The 18,961-nt window shown below is 58.1% G+C and carries 13 protein-coding genes and 2 pseudogenes; 8 read left to right on the forward strand and 7 right to left on the reverse strand.

Annotated features, from left to right (window positions below; all coding sequences use genetic code 11):
- From ACR3ES_RS06100 to ACR3ES_RS06120, 5 genes and pseudogenes are all read right to left on the reverse strand, one after another.
- A complete protein-coding gene (locus tag ACR3ES_RS06100) occupies positions 1-1,689 on the reverse strand; it encodes a thiamine pyrophosphate-binding protein (RefSeq protein WP_170427468.1) in 1,689 nt (562 codons plus the stop codon).
- A 17-nt stretch (positions 1,690-1,706) separates the two neighbouring features.
- A complete protein-coding gene (locus ACR3ES_RS06105) occupies positions 1,707-2,507 on the reverse strand; it encodes an alpha/beta fold hydrolase (protein WP_170427466.1) in 801 nt (266 codons plus the stop codon).
- A pseudogene (locus tag ACR3ES_RS06110) lies at positions 2,507-3,104 on the reverse strand (amino acid synthesis family protein). The gene ACR3ES_RS06105 and the pseudogene ACR3ES_RS06110 overlap by 1 nt, the downstream one beginning before the upstream one ends.
- Positions 3,105-3,332: 228 nt before the next feature.
- On the reverse strand, positions 3,333-4,805 hold the full coding sequence (locus tag ACR3ES_RS06115; protein WP_480425028.1) for an aldehyde dehydrogenase: 1,473 nt from the start codon (positions 4,803-4,805) through the stop codon (positions 3,333-3,335).
- Positions 4,806-4,833: 28 nt separating this feature from the next.
- Positions 4,834-5,151 carry a GMC oxidoreductase gene (locus ACR3ES_RS06120; protein ID WP_170427464.1) on the reverse strand — a complete coding sequence of 106 codons (318 nt, stop codon included), beginning with the start codon at positions 5,149-5,151 and terminating at the stop codon, positions 4,834-4,836.
- 565 nt (positions 5,152-5,716) lie between these two features.
- Here ACR3ES_RS06120 and ACR3ES_RS06125 point away from each other — a divergent pair.
- The gene (locus ACR3ES_RS06125) at positions 5,717-6,454 is read left to right on the forward strand and encodes a GntR family transcriptional regulator (RefSeq protein ID WP_170427461.1); all 738 of its coding nucleotides are present in this window, start codon (positions 5,717-5,719) and stop codon (positions 6,452-6,454) included.
- A 226-nt stretch (positions 6,455-6,680) separates the two neighbouring features.
- Here ACR3ES_RS06125 and ACR3ES_RS06130 read toward each other — a convergent pair.
- Positions 6,681-7,216, reverse strand: a pseudogene (locus ACR3ES_RS06130) (transposase family protein); the annotation flags it as partial.
- 403 nt (positions 7,217-7,619) lie between these two features.
- On the opposite strand from ACR3ES_RS06130, the gene ACR3ES_RS06135 reads away from it, so the two are divergent.
- The 3 genes from ACR3ES_RS06135 to fdhD are packed head-to-tail and all read left to right on the forward strand — an operon-like array spanning position 7,620 to position 11,061.
- Positions 7,620-9,914 (forward strand): FdhF/YdeP family oxidoreductase, encoded by a 2,295-nt coding sequence (locus ACR3ES_RS06135; protein ID WP_170427457.1) that lies wholly within the window; start codon positions 7,620-7,622, stop codon positions 9,912-9,914.
- A 2-nt stretch (positions 9,915-9,916) separates the two neighbouring features.
- On the forward strand, positions 9,917-10,210 hold the full coding sequence (locus tag ACR3ES_RS06140) for a hypothetical protein (protein ID WP_170427455.1): 294 nt from the start codon (positions 9,917-9,919) through the stop codon (positions 10,208-10,210).
- Positions 10,207-11,061, forward strand: coding sequence for a formate dehydrogenase accessory sulfurtransferase FdhD (gene fdhD / locus ACR3ES_RS06145; RefSeq protein WP_480425029.1), 855 nt, complete (start codon positions 10,207-10,209; stop codon positions 11,059-11,061). Before ACR3ES_RS06140 ends, fdhD begins: the two co-directional genes overlap by 4 nt.
- A gap of 152 nt (positions 11,062-11,213) precedes the next feature.
- On the opposite strand, the gene ACR3ES_RS06150 is transcribed toward fdhD, so the two are convergent.
- Positions 11,214-12,086, reverse strand: a complete 873-nt coding sequence (locus ACR3ES_RS06150; protein ID WP_170427451.1) for a LysR substrate-binding domain-containing protein — start codon at positions 12,084-12,086, stop codon at positions 11,214-11,216.
- Between the two features lie 145 nt (positions 12,087-12,231).
- On the opposite strand from ACR3ES_RS06150, the gene ACR3ES_RS06155 reads away from it, so the two are divergent.
- The 4 genes from ACR3ES_RS06155 to ACR3ES_RS06170 all read left to right on the forward strand — a co-directional run bounded on the left by ACR3ES_RS06155 (position 12,232) and on the right by ACR3ES_RS06170 (position 18,959).
- A complete protein-coding gene (locus ACR3ES_RS06155; RefSeq protein WP_170429597.1) occupies positions 12,232-13,755 on the forward strand; it encodes a trimethylamine methyltransferase family protein in 1,524 nt (507 codons plus the stop codon).
- A 204-nt stretch (positions 13,756-13,959) separates the two neighbouring features.
- The gene (locus ACR3ES_RS06160) at positions 13,960-17,310 is read left to right on the forward strand and encodes a hypothetical protein (RefSeq protein WP_480425031.1); all 3,351 of its coding nucleotides are present in this window, start codon (positions 13,960-13,962) and stop codon (positions 17,308-17,310) included.
- Between the two features lie 34 nt (positions 17,311-17,344).
- On the forward strand, positions 17,345-17,815 hold the full coding sequence (locus tag ACR3ES_RS06165; protein WP_480425033.1) for a plastocyanin/azurin family copper-binding protein: 471 nt from the start codon (positions 17,345-17,347) through the stop codon (positions 17,813-17,815).
- A 235-nt stretch (positions 17,816-18,050) separates the two neighbouring features.
- Positions 18,051-18,959 carry a MotA/TolQ/ExbB proton channel family protein gene (locus tag ACR3ES_RS06170; RefSeq protein WP_170427446.1) on the forward strand — a complete coding sequence of 303 codons (909 nt, stop codon included), beginning with the start codon at positions 18,051-18,053 and terminating at the stop codon, positions 18,957-18,959.
- Positions 18,960-18,961: the final 2 nt, after the last annotated feature.

Raw genomic sequence — 18,961 nt, forward strand, 5'->3', positions numbered from 1 at the left:
TCAGCCCCCTCTGTGCTTGAAACTGTCGCGGCGAAAAGAATAAAGCGCCGCTGGGTCCACCATCACGTCGATCACAGCGGGTTTGCCGCAATGCAGTGCTGCCTCGATGGCCTCCGCAGTTTGCGACAGGGAGTCCGCACGATACCCTTTTGCGCCATAGAGTTCGGCCAATTTGTCGAAAGGCGGGGAGGATATGTCCGCTCCGATGTAACGCCCATTGAAGAAGTCCCGCTGATAGGCTTTTTCCGCTCCCCAACAGCCGTTGTTCATCACCACGGTCACGGTGTTGATGCCGTAATCCACCGCTGTCGAAAGCTCGGATGTGGTCATGCCGAACCCGCCATCGCCCATCAGCGAGATAACGGGGCGGTCCGGACAGGCCAGTTTCACGCCCAGCCCAGCGGCAAAAGAAAACCCCACCAGCCCAAAATCCAGAGGGGTAAACAGGCTTTTCGGCTGCCAGTAGTTCAGCTTATCCGTCGCTTGAAGACACAGTGTGCCCGCATCCATGGTAAAGGCGCTGTCCTTCGGGCAGACATCGCGCAGTGTCTTAAACAGCCCCGAGGGCTGGATGATGGAATTGGCGACATCGGCCTCGGTGTCGCGGCGCTCCAGATAGGCCTGCCGCTCGGCTATGTAGCCTTTGGTCCAAGCCTCCGCCTGAGAGCGGTGGTTCAGCTTTTCGGCCTCTGCCCGCAGTTGGTCAGCAACGGTCGGCGCATCCCCCCAGATACCAAGCGTGATCGGGAAGTACCGGCCGATCGCAGTGGGGTCCTGTTCAACGTGAATGATCGCCGCATCGCGGTTGATATTGTCATAGCTATAAAAGGTTGCGTTGAATCCGATCCGGGTGCCAAGGGCGAGGATGACATCCGCCTCTTTCACAAGCCGCGAAGCGACCGCGTTGCCGCGCGGCCCCATCTGGCCCGCATTCAGCGGGTGACCAAATGGAACGGCATCACCATGACCCGGAGAGGAGACCAAAGGCGCGTTGAACGCCTCTGCAAGCGCAATGGCCCCATCGGCCGCACCAGTGTTCTTGATGCCGCCACCCACCATGATCACCGGGCGGGTCGCCTCGGACAGCATCCGGGCAGCGTCGGCAATTGCCGCTCCCGGAGCAGCGCTGGTACAGGTCGGACGGCCTCCACCGGGCTTGTGCGTCTGCCCAAACTCTGCCCGTCCCGAAAGCACGTCGCGCGGCAGGTTCAGATGTACAGGACCCTTGCGCGGGGCGTTGGCGACACGGAACGCCTCTTGCACCAGTTCCGGCACACGATCAGCCGAAGGTACGGTCCAGGTTTTTTTGGTAACGGGCGTAAGCAAAGCCTGTTGATCCACCTCCTGGAAGGCATCGCGATAGACGTGGCTTGATGCCAGCGCACCGCCGATGGAAACGATGGGCGTGTAAGCGGCTCTGGCCTGCGCCAGTCCGGTCACGAGGTTCGTCACGCCTGGCCCGTTCTGACCCGCAAGCACCACGCCGGTCTCACCACTCGCGCGGGCATAGCCGTCAGCCATATGGGTGCCGGTTCGCTCATCATGCACGCCGATGAAGTTGATCTCTTTTGCGTCATAGAGCGCATCGAACACTTCCATCGTCGCTGAACCGATCAGGCCAAAGACGAGTTTTGTGTCTTCGGCTTTGAGCACCTCGACAGCAGCCTGTCCGCCGGAAAGCTGGATCATTGGTTTTTCCTTCTTTGTCAGTTTGCCAACGCACGATCCAGGAATTGAAGGATCGGTTTAGTGAAGAGATCGGGCTGTTCGATTAGCCCGAGATGTTGCAGTTCAGGTATGATGATGGTTTCCGCGTCCGGGGTCTCAGCGGCGATCGCATGGCTCATTTCCGGGGTGGAACCGCTGTCATGTTCGCTGGTCATCACCAGCATGGGTTTAATGATGGGCGGCTCTGGCGCGATGAGTTCGCGCACACCCTTGGCCAGCACCCGCCTATGTGCTGCGTAGTTGGCGGGATCGTTGGCCAAAACGACATCGCGTATGGCCGCAACGGTGTTTGCATGGCTGCGGCGAAACGCGTCGGTGAACCAGCGCGCCAGTGTCACTTCTATACCTGCGGCCGGTCCACCTGATGCAGTGGCCTGCGCCCGCTCTTCAACAAGACGCTGCTGGTCTTCACCCCGGTCGTGGGGGGAGTTAAGGATCGCCAGCGCAGAAACACGCTCGGGATGATCGATGGCACAGCGTCGGTTGATCATCCCGCCGAGTGAAAACCCGACAAGCGCCGCCCGGTCGATCTGCACCTCGTCAAGAAGCGAAACCAGCTGTTCGCTGAGGGTTTTCAGGGTCACCGGCCCCTCTGGCAAGGCAGTCTCACCGTGCCCAAGAAGATCGTAACAGAGCACTTTGAAGCGGTCCGCCAGCACCGGGACAATTGGGCCCCATGTGCTGTGGCGCGTCAGACCGAGCCCGTGGATCAACACGACAGCTGGCGCTCCCTCAGATCCCGTCAGATCATAGGCGGTGCCCGCCTTAGATATCGCCATTACACCCCCGCCGGATTGCTCGGATCGCGACCCATCTCAGCCAAATCCTGATAGCGGTCGCCGATACGGTGGTTTGGATGCCCACCCACCGAAGCGCCAAGGGCGACGATGATTTCGTCCTCAGCGGGGGCGTCGCAGATCGAGGTTTGGATCGTCTGATAGTGAGATCGCCGCCCCCATCGTCTTTGTCCATCAGCGGAATAGTAATCGAACAATTGGCGGCGCCGCGCGTGTTGGAAAAGACCAGATAGGTTTTGGCATCCACCGCTTCGCGCAACTGATTGCCGAAATGGACCGTATGCGTCATCGCCTGGGCATGCTCGATCTCACCCCCCATGCCGACAACGCTTGCTTTGCCACAGCCTTCCAACCGGTCGCCGGTCACATCCAGCAACATCTCGGTCAGCGTTTTTCCCACGAATGGTCCGTGTTCCATAATCTCAGGGCGCATATTCTCGACATGGCCGCGCCCGAACCACGGGTTCTTGAGTACCGCGCCATGGCGGCCACCAGAAGCGTCGGTTCTTCGACTTTCTTCCAGCCCTCCAGATAAGTGATCTGCTGCCAAAGCAACGTGCGTCGGATCTCAATTGACATGGATTGGGTCCTTCTCTGTGAATGTGTGCATGATCTCGACGGCAGGTGTTCGTATCGGGCGCTGCCGTCGCCCCATGTCCAATCCCGTCGAGCCATGGGAGGTCACGGCGTTCCCACCGATACTTTTGTGTGTCTTCAGTTCCCCGGTAACCTGTTGGAAGCACCCAACAAACGGGTTTCCCCCTACGATGTCGCGAACTGTCCGAAGATATGTCGATCTCCGCTTGGTCATCGGGCGACAAACTGGCTACCGAGCGGCTCGGACGATGTGTTCATCCAGACGGTCTTGGGTCGTGTGTAGTCGTAGACGGCCTGAAATCCGCTCTCACGGCCATAGCCCGAGGTTTTCATGCCTCCGAACTCCGCGATCGGGGACACCGCCCGATAGGTGTTGACCCAGACGATTCCGGCACGCACCGCACGGCTCATACGCAGAGCACGGGCGCTGTCTCGGGTGAAGATGCCTGCTGCCAACCCGTGCACGGTGTCGTTGGCCAGCGCCAGAGCCTCTTCTTCGGTTCGAAAACTGAGGACACTCAATACCGGGCCGAACAGCTCTGTGTCGACAATGTGCAGATCCGGGCGAGGGCAGTCGACAATCGTCGGCTGAAAATACATGTCCGAGCCCGCTGCGGCGCGCTTGCCACCACAGACAATCCGTCCGCCTTCCTCGACGGCGCGCACCAGTTCCCGCTCGATGGTTTCGATCTGCGCAAGGGTACAGAGCGGACCCATCTCAGTTTCCTCCGCCATCGGATCACCGATCTTTGCGGTCTTTGCAATTGCAGCCAGGCGTTCCAGAAATTGATCGGCGATAGTCTCTTGAACAATCAGACGCGACCCGGCGACACAGCTTTGCCCTGAAGCCGCGAAAATCCCCGAAACCGAGCCATTTACCGCACTCTCCAAATCGGCGTCGTCGAAGACGATAAAGGGGGACTTGCCGCCGAGCTCAAGGCTGATTTCTGCAAAATTCTCCCGCGTATTCCCAATCACGTGGCGCGCCGAAACCGGGCCACCGGTGAACGAGACCCGCGCCACCAGCGGATGCGAGGTCAGCACTCGACCGCAGGGATCTCCGTGACCCGTAACGATATTGACCACGCCATCGGGGATACCTGCCTCGGCGATCAATTTGCCAAATTCCAACATCGCGGCAGAGGCATGCTCAGACGCTTTCAACACCACCGTATTGCCCGCTGCCAGCGCCGGGCCGATCTTGACTGCAGAAAGGAACAGTTGACTGTTCCAGGGCACCACCGCAGCGACCACACCCAAAGGTTCGCGATCGGTAAAGACGAACATGTCCGGCTTGTCGATCGGCAGTGTCTCGCCGTTTATCTTGTCGGCCGCCCCTGCGAAGAAGTGGTAGAACTCGCTGATATATCTCGCCTGCCAGCGGGTCTCCTTGAACATCTTGCCCGTGTCGCGAGTCTCAATTTCCCCCAAAGCTTCGGACCTGTCCGCCAGAAGGTCCGCCAGCCGGCGCAGGCAGTGACCCCGCTCGGTCGCGGTCATCCGTGACCACGGGCCCTCATAGCAGGCGCGGTGCGCGATGCGCACCGCCCGGTCTACATCCTCGGCGCTCGCCTCTGGAATCTCAGCCCAATTCTCGCCGGTTGCCGGGTTCAGGCTCGGGAAGGTGCCGCCATCCGAGGATTGCACCCATTCCCCGCCAATCAGCATCTTGTACGTCTTCATTTTTTTGGAACCTTTACATGGGGATTCACTAATCATTCCACTCCGCAGACATGAGATCCGCGCATTTTTCACCTACGGCATATGCAGCAGCATTCGTATTTGTAGACACTATGAAGGGAATGACCGAGGCATCGGCGACCCTGAGACCGCGAAGACCCGTGACCTTGAGGTCCGGGCCCACCACAGCCATGCCATCAGTACCCATCTTGCATGTGCCCACAGTGTGCCAGCTTGTCTGTCCGGTTGATCGCGCATAATCGAGAAGTTCGTCATCTGATTGAGCATCCGCACCCGGCAACACCTCCCGCTTGATAAGTTGGCTGATTGATGGGGTTGGGATTGTCATTGATCGTGATCGTTTCACCAGCCGCGCCGCTGGTGTCGACAATCTAGCGCGGCAGTCGAAGCCCTGAGCCCACGAACCAGTGTTTTTTTACATTCAAACATATTGCTCCTCCCTTTGCGCCGGGTACGGATTAGCTTTCTCGCCGGACTTCAGCGCCACTATGCTTAGATCAACATTACATTTTCGGCGTTTTGTATGACAAAGCGTAAACACATAAGGTTTTTCTATTGGATTCCCTGGAAAGTATAGACAGAAAATTTCAATGATTGTATACAAAAATTGAGTATCACAGCACGCCTTATCCTAGGAGAGAGTAAGAGATTCAAATTTATATCTTTGTTTTCAAATACTTAATCTGCGTCAAATGCCCTGCCCTACTTATCCTCGCACTTCAATAGCGAGGAACCTCCTGGCTTTGGTGAAGAAGTTCGGTCAAAATGTCAGACAATATACTGCCCAAACCAGCAGACAGGGCTAGGCTTTGCTTCAAAGTAGAGGCAGCACTTTGTAGCTTGACAACGCTGACGAGTACCGCCCGACCAGCTATCAAAAAAGGAGGCATCATTTGCCAAAATCCAGCAACAAAGCAACGGTACTTGGTGCATTCACAGGCCTGCAAAACCAAACCGTAAACGAGGCATCCGCATCACGCTCATCTATGCGGGAAACTGCACAAGCCTGGATCCGCGAAGCCATACTCGACGGGCGCTACCACGCCGGGGAGAAGCTGATTGAGCGAGAGCTGTGCAATGCCACGGGCGCAAGCCGTTCAGTTCTGCGTGAAGCTCTGTCGCATATTGAAGCCATCGGTTTGATTGTCAGACAATCCTACCGAGGCTATACCGTCACAGATCTGTCCTCTCATAGCATTGACGAAATCTTCGAGTTACGGGCAGCGGTCGAAACTCTTGCAGCCGAACTCTTCACAGAGCGCGCGAGCGAGCAGGAAATTGCGGATCTTAAACACGCCTTCAAGGAGGTCGAGGCGGCAATGCTCTCGGCAAGTGTTGTCAGAATTCGCAAAGCCAAGGAACAGTTTTTCGCGATCATTTTCAGTGGTTGCCGCAACGGTGAAATTCGCCGGGCGCTGGAGAATGTTATTGACCGGGTTTCTTACCTGCGATCGCAATTGATGAGCGATCCACAAAGACGGCAGGACTCACTCCATGAGATGCGCCGCCTTGCATCTGCGCTCTGCGAACGCAATCGGCTGGAGGCACGCGCCGCATCCCTTGCTCACCTGGAGTCCGCTCGCGTTGCCCTGACGCGTGTTTTGGCTGAATCGAAACTGGCGAGGGTTTAAGGAAACAAAAAAGAAGTTTACTCCGGTAAGAAAATCCGGGTTCTGTCGCAAACTCTGCTCGGAACTGTCGTTCCGACCTTGGTCCCGGTAGCGCGCGCTCGGATAAGACAAGAGCAAACCGTGACCGTCCCGCATGCATTTTCCAAAGGGTGTGATCTCGCACGTAGACCGCACCAAATTGATCAGTTGGGATATCAAGTATTGGCGCATGGCCGCCAAGAAGCTAATCAACCTTTGTCAGGCTGACAACCAAGGCGCGTGCACCGATGTAGTCGCTCACGTGCCCACGCGTGACGAAAAAGTTGAGCGTACGACCTTGGCGATCGCAGATGGCGTCCAGTTTCGTGTTCATGCCACCCTTTGTGCGTCCGATCAGACGGCCACGTCCGCCTTTTTCACCGCAAGACTAGACGCCGTGTGATGGCTTTTGAGTCACGTAGCGTCGATCATCGCGGTCTTTTTTCACCATGATCTGCGGCCAAGCCGCTGAGCATCTCAACAAAGAGGCCCTTGTCGCCCCGCTGCTTCCACAGTTGTAGAGTGTTTCTGGCGCTTTCGCCTCCCCACTGTGGCAACGGTCACCTCCAACTGTGCGGGCCGTTTGCTGTGGGCGCACCACTTCAGCGTAAGCCATTGCGATTTAAGAGGATAATCCCGATAAAAGCACGTCCCTCATCGACGATGGGGCTTGCCATGAGATTTTGAAAAGAAGGGCTTCAAACGCGCCATTTGCGCGTCGGCCAGCCAGAAAAGGTCAGACATTTTCACCGCTCATTTTCTAGAGCGGTGGAACACACCGCCAAACGGAAATCAATGGGTCCTGAGCCTAGGTTCAGCAACTGTCACCTGTTCTGTCCGTTAAACGTGGTATGCGATGACCACCCTGTTTGCCCCGCCTCTGATCTACATCGTTAGCACCGGATGGCAGTGTGATGTTTTATTTGTTTTTCTTATCGCAAATTCAATAATTACACATGGAAATCTTATCGAATTTCAGTCAGTGTAATTGACATAGATTTATTTCCGCCGCATCTAATCGCGCAATAGCCACTTTGTCTTTGGCCCGCGATCAGTGCGGCAAAAGATACGCAGCAACACCGGAACACCGAATAATTATCAGCACGTTGCGGGTCACCTTGGTCCGCACGCTCCAATGAGTGCGGACATGGAAAAGAAAAACTGCATCGACAAAAGCTCCAAGGCCGCCGGCGGGTGGGGTGCACTCAAAAGCGTTGGTCGGCAGTTGATGGGCAGCGGCAAACCTTTGGCCGGGGTCAGGACCATGCTGAAAGCAAATCAGCCCGATGGTTTCGACTGTCCGGGGTGTGCCTGGGGCGATCCGGAACACGGGTCGTCGTTTGAATTTTGCGAGAACGGCGTAAAGGCCGTTGCGTGGGAGGCGACCAAAGCCCGAGTAACGCCTGAGTTCTTCGCATCGCACAGCGTCTCGGAGTTGCGGGGCTGGACGGATTACGATTTGGAACATCAGGGGCGCCTGACACATCCTGTCCGCTACAACCCCGAAACGGACAAGTATGAGAAGACCGACTGGGACGCGGCTTTCACCGAAATCGGGGCCGCGCTGAACGCGCTCGACGATCCGAACCGGGCCGAATTCTATACCTCGGGTCGTGCCAGCAATGAGGCGGCGTTTCTGTACCAGATGTTCGTACGCCTCTACGGCACCAACAACTTCCCCGATTGCTCGAACATGTGCCACGAGGCCAGCGGCGTCGCGCTGACCGAATCCATCGGTATCGGCAAAGGAACGGTTCTGCTCGAAGACTTTGAAAAGGCGGATGCGATCTTTGTGGTCGGTCAAAACCCCGGGACCAATCATCCCCGGATGCTGGCCGATCTGCGAAAGGCCACACAAAGGGGTGCGCGCGTGGTGGTGTTCAATACACTCAAGGAAAAGGGCCTGCACCGCTTTGCCGACCCGCAAAACAAGCTGGAAATGATCCGCGGAGGGTCCGAGGCGACCTCGACAGACTATTACCGCCCGCGCCTCGGCGGAGATATGGCGATCTTTCGCGGCATGGCCAAGGTTTTGTTCGCGGCGGATGATGCGGCTCGGATCGAAGGTCGAACTCCCGTGCTGGATCACGGTTTCATATCCGAACATGCGCACGGGTTTGATGCCTATCGCGCCGTCGTCGACAGAACGTCCTGGGACCAGATTCAGGAGCAATCCGGTCTGTCTCGCATCGAGATTGAGGAAGCCGCTGACATCTACATGGCGTCCGACAAGGTGATCACCACTTGGGCGATGGGTGTGACGCAACACAAACACTCGGTTCAGATGATCCGCGAAATCACCAACGTCATGCTGATGCGTGGAAATATCGGTCGGCCCGGTGCCGGACTATGTCCGGTGCGTGGCCATTCGAATGTTCAAGGTGACCGGACCGTCGGGATCACCGAAAAGGCGCCGGCCTCTCTCTTAGATGCGATGGAACGCGAGTTGGGTGTTCCGATGCCGCGCGATCCCGGGCACAACGTGCTGCATGCGATTGGCGCCATGCTGAACGGCCAGGCGCGGGCGTTTGTCGCCTTGGGTGGAAACTTTGCACGCGCGACACCCGACAGCCATTTGATTGCGCAGGCTCTGGGGGGTTTGGACCTGACGGTGAATATCGCGACAAAGTTGAACCATGGTCACCTGCTGCCCGGGAAACTGTCCTTTATCTTACCCTGTTTGGGACGCACCGAGATTGATCGCAATTCGCATCGCGTGCGTCAGATCGTGACAGTTGAGGACTCGATGTCGATGGTACATGGATCCGGCGGGATCAACCTGCCAGCCTCGAAAGAGCTGCGGTCCGAGGTGCGGATCGTTGCGGGTATCGCCAAGGCAACTGTCGGCAGCGACGTTGTGGATTGGGATAGTCTGTCAGATGACAATGACCGGATACGCGACCTGATCGAGCGGGTGTTGCCCGCGTTTCAGAACTATAACGCGGCCGTCCGCAAACCGCGCGGCTTCCATCTGTATAACAGCGCTGCGGCCCGGGAATGGAATACGCCGACCAGGCGCGCCAATTTCTCGGATGCGGACCTGCCGGATCAGACCGAATGGCAGCGGGCACAAAGCGACGATCAGGTCTTTGTGATGCAGACCTTCCGCTCACACGACCAATACAACACCACCGTCTATGGCATGGACGACCGCTATCGCGGTGTCTATGGTGAACGACAAGTGGTCTTCATGCACATCAAAGACATCGCTCTGATCGGGGCCGAAGCCGGAGACAGGGTAGATGTTATCGGATGTCACGATGACGGGATCGATCGGGTGGCGGAAGAGTTCCGGTTGGTGCCGTATGACATTCCCCGCGGCTGTGTCGCCGGATATTACCCCGAGTTGAATATTCTGGTTCCTCACCAGGTATTTGGCGACAAGAGCTTCACGCCGGCCTCGAAATCCGTGATGGTCCGGTTCCGGCTGCGGGATGGATGATGATGGCAAGTGACTTGATGCAAACCATATCCGGTCTCGTTGCGCAAAACCCGGAAGAGCTAAGCGCTTTGGGGGCAGGTGTTCTGGCGGCAGCGCATCTTGGTCTTTCCAATAACAGCCGCAGCTTTGCCGAGCAGCTGGGCGTGGCCCATGCCTTGGTTTTGCGGGAATGCGTCGCACTGGCAGAAGACCATCACCTGATCCGGCTTGAAGACCGTGGTGATCGCTCGCAGAGGGTTTTCTTTGCACTGACCGAACGGGGTCACACCCAACTGGCCGGAGTGACCGACAAATGACGGCCCCGTTTCGCCATGGCCCAAAGGTCCGATATTCCGGCTCGGAAATCGTAACGGCGGTTGAGGCTCCGACAGGTGCCACAAAACCAAGCGAACTGACGCAGGAAACACCCGTTGCGTTTGTCTTTGACGGAACCACGGCGGCGGTCATGATGGCGTCTCCCATGGATATTCAGGATTTTGCCTTTGGCTTCGCGATGACCGAGGGTTTTCTCTCGGGTCCGGACGATATCGAGGAGTTCGAACAGGTCGCGCACGAATCCGGGATCGAGGCACGGTTCTGGCTCAGGACTGCGGCAGCACAGAAAATCGTCGCGCGGCGACGCGTGATGATGGGACCGGTGGGATGCGGCTTGTGCGGTCTCGACAGCCTTGAGCAGGCAATCAAACCCGTTGCCCGCATCCCGGACCGGAAGTTCCGAGTCGATACTGCTGACGCAGCGAGCGCCACCGATCTGCTGCGCAATCATCAGGCGCTTCACGATCGCACTAGGTCCGCTCACGCCGCCGGATTTCTCTTGCCCGGGCAGGGCATCGTCTTGGTGCGCGAAGACGTTGGACGCCACAATGCGCTTGACAAGCTGCTCGGTGCGCTCATCCGCGGCGGGATCGATCCGTCGTTTGGTGCGGTTGTGATGACCTCGCGCGTGTCGGTCGAACTGGTGCAGAAGACGGCGGCCATGGGGTGCCCGATGCTGATCGCGGTGTCGTCACCAACAGCTTATGCGGTCGAACTGGCAGATCAGGCCGGCCTGACGCTGGTGGCCAATACCAGAAACTCCACGTGCGAAGTTTATACGCATGCGCACCGCATTCGGTTGCGTACCGGATCCCTCTGCAATTGGCCCTAGTGAGTGCCCGTCACGACCCTGAGCCGTCTTCCGCTATTGGGCACACTGCGGGCAGGCTGACGGCGCGCTAAAACAAGAAGCGGCCGCAGCAAATTCCAACTGATGAAAGGTTTGTGGCGGCCTGCCATTTTTGGAACCAAGTCCACGACCGCTCAGGACTGGCTCAGGAGCCAATCCGAGAAGACTTGCGCCGTTTTAGCGGCCACCGCGCGGCGCGGTCTGAATAGGAAATAACCGTACTCCGCAAGCTCAACGTCAGAAAGGCGGACCAATCTGGCTTTACCCAGTTCGTCTTTCACAAGCTCATCCATCAAGGCGATACCCTGGCCGTCGATGACAGCCTGCACCCGAACGTTTGGATCCGGAACAATAAGAACGTCGCGGCGGGTTTGCAGCGGCAACTCTGCGGCGGTCAACCAATCAGACCACGCGTTGCTGTCGTCCCGATCTCTGAGCAGGGTGAAACGCGAAATTGCAGCTTCCATGCCTAAGTCTTTGACCATCCGGGCGGCATCGGCATTGCCAACAGGAAAGGAATGAAGCGGCAGGAAAGGCGTGACCGCACCGTCCTGCCAGTTCCCACTGCCCCAGCGAATGGCCAAATCGACATCCTGCAACTCCTGATCTGAAAACTGGATCATGGGTTGAATACGCAGTTGAACGTCCGGGTGTTCCTGCATGAAGGACATCAGTCGCGGCGAAAGCCAGCGGGCTGCAAAGTAAGTCGAAACCCCCACTGTCAGGGGCTTTAACACCGCGCCCTTGATCGTCAGTATCCCTTCCTCGATCTCTTCGTATTGGGCCTTGCAGGCCGCCAACAAACCCAGTCCTTCGCTGGTCAAGGTCACCCCGCGCGGCGTGCGCCGGAACAAGGCGACGCCCAGATCGGCCTCCAGCGTTTTGATCTGATAGCTGATGGCGCCCTTTGTCATGTTCAAAGCCTTGGCCGCCTCGGAAAAGCTCGGGTAACTGGCAATCTCGGTAAAGAGCCGCAGAAGGTCGTGGTGTCGAAAAAGTGCACGCATGACTATGTGTACAAATAACTTGAACGGTATGGAGAGATTTTTTCGATTTTCACCCGAAATGGCGCATGCATAGCTTCTTTTGTTCGTGCAAAGCAGAGGAAGCGTGTTGAGAAACCTGAACACAACAGCAGACCCGGTTTCACCGATGGGTCATCGCGCTAGGACGCGCCGGGGGCGCTCGTCTCGCCGCAGTATGCTGCCAGAGGTTCCTGAGTTCCAAGGCCGCAGGATACCTCCGTACAAGCTTTTGAAAAACGCCGCACTTGAGCGGATCGAGGATCAGGCCGACTGGATTTTGAACACAATTGGCGTGGAATTTCGGGGGGATAGAAAAGCGCTGGACCATCTGGCAGGCGCTGGCGCCCGGATCGATCGCGCGCGGGTGCGTTTTGAGCCGGGGCATGTACGAGAGCTTTGTGCCACGGCCCCGCGTGAATTCCAGCTCCATGCGCGCGATCCAAAGAATACCGTGACGCTGGGCGGCGATCAAGTCGTGCTGATGCCAGGTTATGGGGCACCCTTCGTGAGCGATCTGGAGAACGGCAGACGCTATGCGACGCTGGAAGATTTTCGTAACTTCGTAAAACTCGCCTTCGCGTCCCCGGCCCTGCATCATTCTGGTGGAACGGTTGTCGAGCCGACAGATGTACCGGTGAACAAACGTCATCTGGATATGATGCTGGCCCACCTCACCCTGTCGACCAAACCGTTCATGGGTTCGGTCACTGCCGCCGACAGGGCCGAGGACAGTATCAACATGGCCAGGCTGGTCTTTGGGCGTGACTTCATGGACGGCCATGCCGTGATGCAGGGCAACATCAATGTCAACTCGCCGCTGGTCTACGATCACACCATGTCGAGCGCGCTGCGTGTCTATGCGAAGGCAAACCAATGCGTCTGCATCTCTCCGGCGATCTTTGCCGGTGCGATGGGTCCGCTCTCTCCGGCCGCTGTTGCAGCGCAGACATTGGCCGAAGCGATGGTGGGGATTGCACTTGTGCAACTCATCCGTCCCGGCTGTCCGGTGGTATTCGGCTCATTTCACTCGACCATGAACCTGCGAAGCGGAGCACTGACGTTCGGGTCGCCCGAGGCCAATATGGTGACGATGGCGCTGAGCCAACTGGGCCGAAGGTTGGGTGTCCCAGTACGTTCTGGTGGCGGACAGGTCACCGCATCGAATGCGCCAGACGGTCAGGCCATGCAGGACAGCACCGGCGCAATGTGGGCGACGCTTTTGTCCGGCGCGCATCAGGTCTGGCATGCGGCGGGTTGGCTGGAAGGCGGGCTGGTTATGTCCTACGAGAAGTTCATCATGGATCTCGACCACTGCGGAGCGATGCTGAAACTGCTGCGGGGGTTTGACACTGACGCCGAAGCCTTTGGTCGCGACGCCTATCTGGAAACCGGACCGGGCGAGAGTTTCCTCGGCACCGGGCACACCCTGCGCCACTACGCCACGGCCAATTTCGAGCCTCAGATACCCGATGCGGGCCCATATGAGCGCTGGGCCGAGACCGGCTATCTGACCGCGGATCAAAGGGCATCGGTACGGTGGCGGCAGATGCTGGATGAATACCGGAAACCCACCTTGAAATCGGGCGTTCAATCCATGCTTGATGACTTCGTCTCCGAGCGGAAGGCGGCCATGCCGGACGAATGGCACTAGACAGAACCGGAAGTTCGACACGGTTTTCTACACACCCAGATGGCAGGTTGTCGTCTTTAGGGTCGCGTCCGGGTCGCTGTTTCGTTTTTGGTCGCTCCGCCACCAAGACTTGTCTTTGATCAATTCGCACGAATTTTATCGGGTATATGATGCCGGGGTCGCTGCACGACCCTTTCGTGCGGTCAAGCTAAAGACGTAAGACAGATGACCCAGACTGACCCCTCCGCCGTGTCCGACACGTTCAGGACGAGAATTGCCCAGCTATCGGGCTGGCAGCGGGTCGGCTATCGCTCAAAACCGGCGGAACTGGTGTTCTACTTCCTGTCCATCAGCGGATTGCTGCTGTGGGACGGTTTTGACCTGCACTGGTACTGGCAACGCACCACGCTGACGATCCATCTGCTGTGCGCCCTTCTGTTGTTTCCAGTCTTCATACTGCCCTTCTGGCTGTCGCATCGTGATACGCTGGCGCGGTCACACAAACCAAGGTTGCGGCGCACCGGGTATGGCATCGAATACGGTTTGATCCTGTTGGGCGTCAGCGGGCTGTACCTCGTAGTCTTCGGAAATCGCGGAAACTTCGCAGGACAGGTAGCCTATTGGGCGCATCTTTTACCGACCGTTCCGCTGACAGCGGTTGTCGTCTGGCATGCGCATCGCTGGTCGATGTTGAAAAGTCTGAAATGGGTGCTTGCGCTGGTTCTGGCCCTTGTTGTGCTGGCCGGTGCCGCTTTTGCCGCCACATCAAGCGGCTCTCTTGTCGCGGGGGATCAGGGGCGCAAGCTGTTCAGTGCAAATTTCGAGGCAGGCAGCCTGTCCTGGATCGACCGGCAGAGCGGCGAGCGGCTGGGTGAGATCCGTATCGGAGGGGACATAAGGCGTGTGGCAACGGGGCCGGACGGATTGCTTGCTGCCACGGATTACACCGGTGGTCGCCTTGTCTTTGCCGATTGGACAACAGGCCGGATAACCGGAGAACTTGCGGTTGGTACACGTCCTTTTGGGGTCGTGTTCGACGCCAAGCATAACCTGTTCTGGGTTACGTTGCTCGAAGATCATCAACTGCTGGGCGTGCATCCGCGCAAGGGTGTGATCCACCGGATCGACACCGAGGACACGCCACGCGGATTGGCCCTGTTGTCTGACGGGCGGCTTCTGGTGAGCCACGCCATGGTGGGCAAAGTCTCGGTCTTCGATACGCAGCGACCGATGGCAAAGCCGCGCGTGATCGATCTCCCGACCACGCAGAACCCCGACGAGTTTGCATCACAAGGCCATCCGCGCCTTTTGGACGACATCGCCGTTAGCCCGGATGAGAGCGAGGCCTGGCTACCGCATGTCTTGTGGAATTTCGATCACCTGTTTCAGTTTCAATCGACGATCTTTCCGTCGCTATCGGTGCTTGACCTGACCCCGGGGGCCGAACGGGACCTCACAGCGCAGCGCAAGCATCTGTTCCGCCAGATCGATTTGAAAGACCCCGTGCACACACGGTTCGACGGATCGCCCAAAACAATGATTGTTGCCAATCCTCATGATGCGGCATTTTCCGATGATGGCAGCAAGGTCTACGTAACCCTGGCAGGCAGCGAAGATCTGCTGGTGTTCGATCTGACCGGGCGAGAAAACCTTCCGGGCGGCGCCAGAGCCACCCAGATTCTACGTCACCTGCCCGGAGCCAATCCGCGGGGGCTGGTGGCGGACGGGGGAACACTGTTCGTCCAGAGCGCCATGAGCCTTGATCTGACGCGTTTGCAGGACAGCGGGTCTGTGGCCGTCACCGCGCCGGTCTTTGCCGAGTTGGTGACCGAAGACCCGATATCGCCAGAGCTGCGCAGCGGGCTGACACTGTTCCACAGCGGCAATACCGACCGCCACCCTGACGCGCCGATGACCGGCGATTACTGGATGAGCTGCCAATCCTGCCACGTGGACGGGTTCAACTTTACCAATGGCTATTTCTACGAAGACAGCGAAATCGATAAATACCGCTATGCGCGGGTCGGGCACGGCAATCTGGGCAATATGATTGCTGGGGACTTCATCGGAGATTACATCCGCATCATTCAGGGGACGCAGGGCGGTATGGGTCACGACGGTGAAGGCACAGCCGAGCTTCTCGACCCCAGGAACCCGCCTGATCACGTTGCGGATATGATGATCGACCTGCATGAGGTGGTGCGTGCTAAAGGCAATCTGCCGCTGGTCTCAACCTGGTTGCGGCTTGACGATGATCGAGGACAGGTTCACGAGGAGGAATGGGTCAATTCCGCCGCCTGCGCCGAATGCCACTCCGACATGTTCAACCAATGGGCGGATTCACTGCACCGGCTGATGGGGGATTCGAATCCTTGCTACAAGGTTGTTGAGGATCTGGCCGCCGCAACCGAGGGCGAGCAGTTTCGCACCTGGTGCATGGGCTGCCATCATCCACAGGGGCTCTTGTCCGGGCTGACCGCCACCTCGGACGCGGGCCATATGTTCGAACAGGGGGGGACCTCGCTTTTCGAGGCCCTGAAACGCGGCACGCCGGATCTGGACGAAGGAACCGGCTGTTTGTTCTGCCACCGGATATCCCGGCTGGAGACCGCGCGCAGCCCCACCGCGGGAGCCAACGCAAGTTTCACCGTGAATATCAGGGATCGAGAGACCTATCTGTTCGAAAACAGCAAAAACGAAATCCTGAACTGGCTGGGCAATCATGCAATCAACGCCAAACCACAGGCTCATACAGACTCATACAGTCAAGATTTCTACTCTGAGTCCAAGCTGTGCAGCACCTGCCACAACGAGATTGCCCCTGGGAGCGGCGCCGTGATCGTCGACACATACGGCGAGTGGGAACGGTCACCTTACAACGCGCCCTCTGATCCCGCCCAGCACCGATCCTGCATCGATTGTCACATGCATGCGGATGTCAAACGAATTGGCCAGGACATCCCCGGAATCTCCACCGATGGCGGGCGGGTCAAAGATAACGTGGTCACGCATCAATTCACCGGCGCCAATTATCATCTTGTCGGCTTGCGCAATGCAGACCTCAAACGCATGAGCATTGAGCTTTTGCAGACAGCCGCTGAGCTTGAGGTCGATCTTACGCCCCAAGGCGACTTGAATGTACGGGTGAAAAACACCGGCGCGGGTCACGCGCTGCCCACCGGCGTCGCCGATTTCCGGCAGGTCTGGCTGGACGTCACAATACGCGATGCCCATGGCGCGCTGGTTCTGGAAAGCGGCAAGATGAATGCCAAGGGTGTGGTCGATCCCAAGGCGCGTTTCTTTCGCAAGGTGTTTGGCGACAAATATGGCGATCCGGTGGTCTTTGCCTTCTGGCGCTATGAAAAGATGCTGGAGGACACCAAGATCCCGGCCGGCGGGCACCGGAACGAAATTTTTGATCTGCCGGATGACACCGCCTTGCCGATCACGGCCGAGGTGAAACTGATGTTCCGCACCTATCCGCAGGCGGTCACCGATATCGTGCGGATGCAGTATCCCGAACTGACCAATCCCGAGGCAGTGGTGATGACACAGAACAGAGTGGTTCTGGAATGAGCCATCAATCGCGGCAAAAAAATCGGAGAAAATGATGAACTTGAAACCCACTCTGCCTGCTGCGCTGATGGCATTGCTCGCGGGCGCAGCTTTGGCCGAAACCTTCGAAATCGATCAGGTGATCGATCTGTCGGCCATGACCCCTGATCAGGTCTACCGGTTCGAGCCGAGCTACCTCTGGATCGAGCCGGGCGACAGCATCCGCTTTCTCAATTCCACCGGCAACCATACTGTGACGTCGCTTGAGGGCATGTGGCCCGAAGGCGTGGACTATGTGAATATCGAGCACAAACCAGTCGCTGCCGTGACCCTGGACCAACCCGGCATCTACGGTTTTCGCTGCAAGGTGCATGGCCGCCACGGCATGTATGCGCTGCTGGTGGTCGGTTCCCCCGAGGCCAATATCGACAAGATCAGCTATGAAAAAGTCAGCGAGCCGGGGCGTGCCATCTTCGAGCGGCTGTTCTCACGCATGGAGCAGGATCTGGCCGCCCGGACCGATTGACGCACGGCCGGGTGAACCAAGACGGCCGTCCTCGCAAATGCCCGAATCCGATCCGGTACCGCATGCGCAGATTGCGTTTAAAACCTAGGCGCCAGAGACACGCCAGCAGGCCTCTGTCTGCGACACCAACAATCTTGACAAAATTACACAGGAATTCTACGGCAGTACTGAGCTTTTCGGCCCGTTCAAAGCAACGCGCAGCCCTGTCACTCCCTTTGGCAAACTGGAGCCGTCCATGATTAAACATTCAATAGTTCTGGCAGTTTTGCTTGGTTTTCCCGTTGCCGGCATTGCACAGAACACGACGCCTCCGACTGCCCCGGACCTCCCGGAATCTCCCGTACTCAGTGCGCCCGCTGACACAGAGGAACAGGCCGTTCCTCTGAGTGATGTACCGGAATTCACGGAAGACACAGCTCCAGAAACTGTGGTCGCAGAAGACGCGCAAAGCCCGGATTTGGCGCAAGTCGAGGAAGCCGATCTGTGGCTGACGGCTCAGGGCGCATCGGACCGGGCAACTGAGTTTCTAAAGCGCGGCGGCCCGTCAATCTGGGCGATTGCCGCTCTGTCGGTCATAACCCTGGCCCTCATATTGTGGAAGATCTGGAGGCTTGCCCTGATAGGCGCCTGGTCGCGTGGGAAGGCTGGGCAGGCGGTGCTGCAATTTGAGTCCGGCGAGGTGGATGGCGCACTCTCTACCCTTGAGGAGCGCCGGGGAATTCGGTCAAAAGTAGTGGCGCATGCGATCCGATCCATTCGGCTTTTGCCGGAACAGCGCGCACGCGAAGAGACAGCACGGGTGGCAAAGCGCGAGATCGCGCAGGCAGGCACTGGTTTGCGGGCTCTGGAGCTGATCGCCACGATTGCACCTCTGCTGGGTCTGCTTGGTACAGTTCTGGGCATGATCGCCGCGTTTCAGGCCCTGCAACAGGCTGGCAACCGTGCGGATCCGGCCCTGCTGGCCGGCGGCATCTGGGAGGCGCTGCTGACCACCGCCGCGGGCATGGCGGTCGCAATCCCGGCTTCGGCTGCGCTCACCTGGTTCGAGGCCGTGATCGATCGCATTCGCCGGGACGTCGAAGATAGCGCAACACGACTGTTTGTTGCGCGCCCGTCGAAAGATATCCGGCTGGCGGCGGAATAAAA

Source organism: Ruegeria sp. B1, from assembly GCF_056535885.1.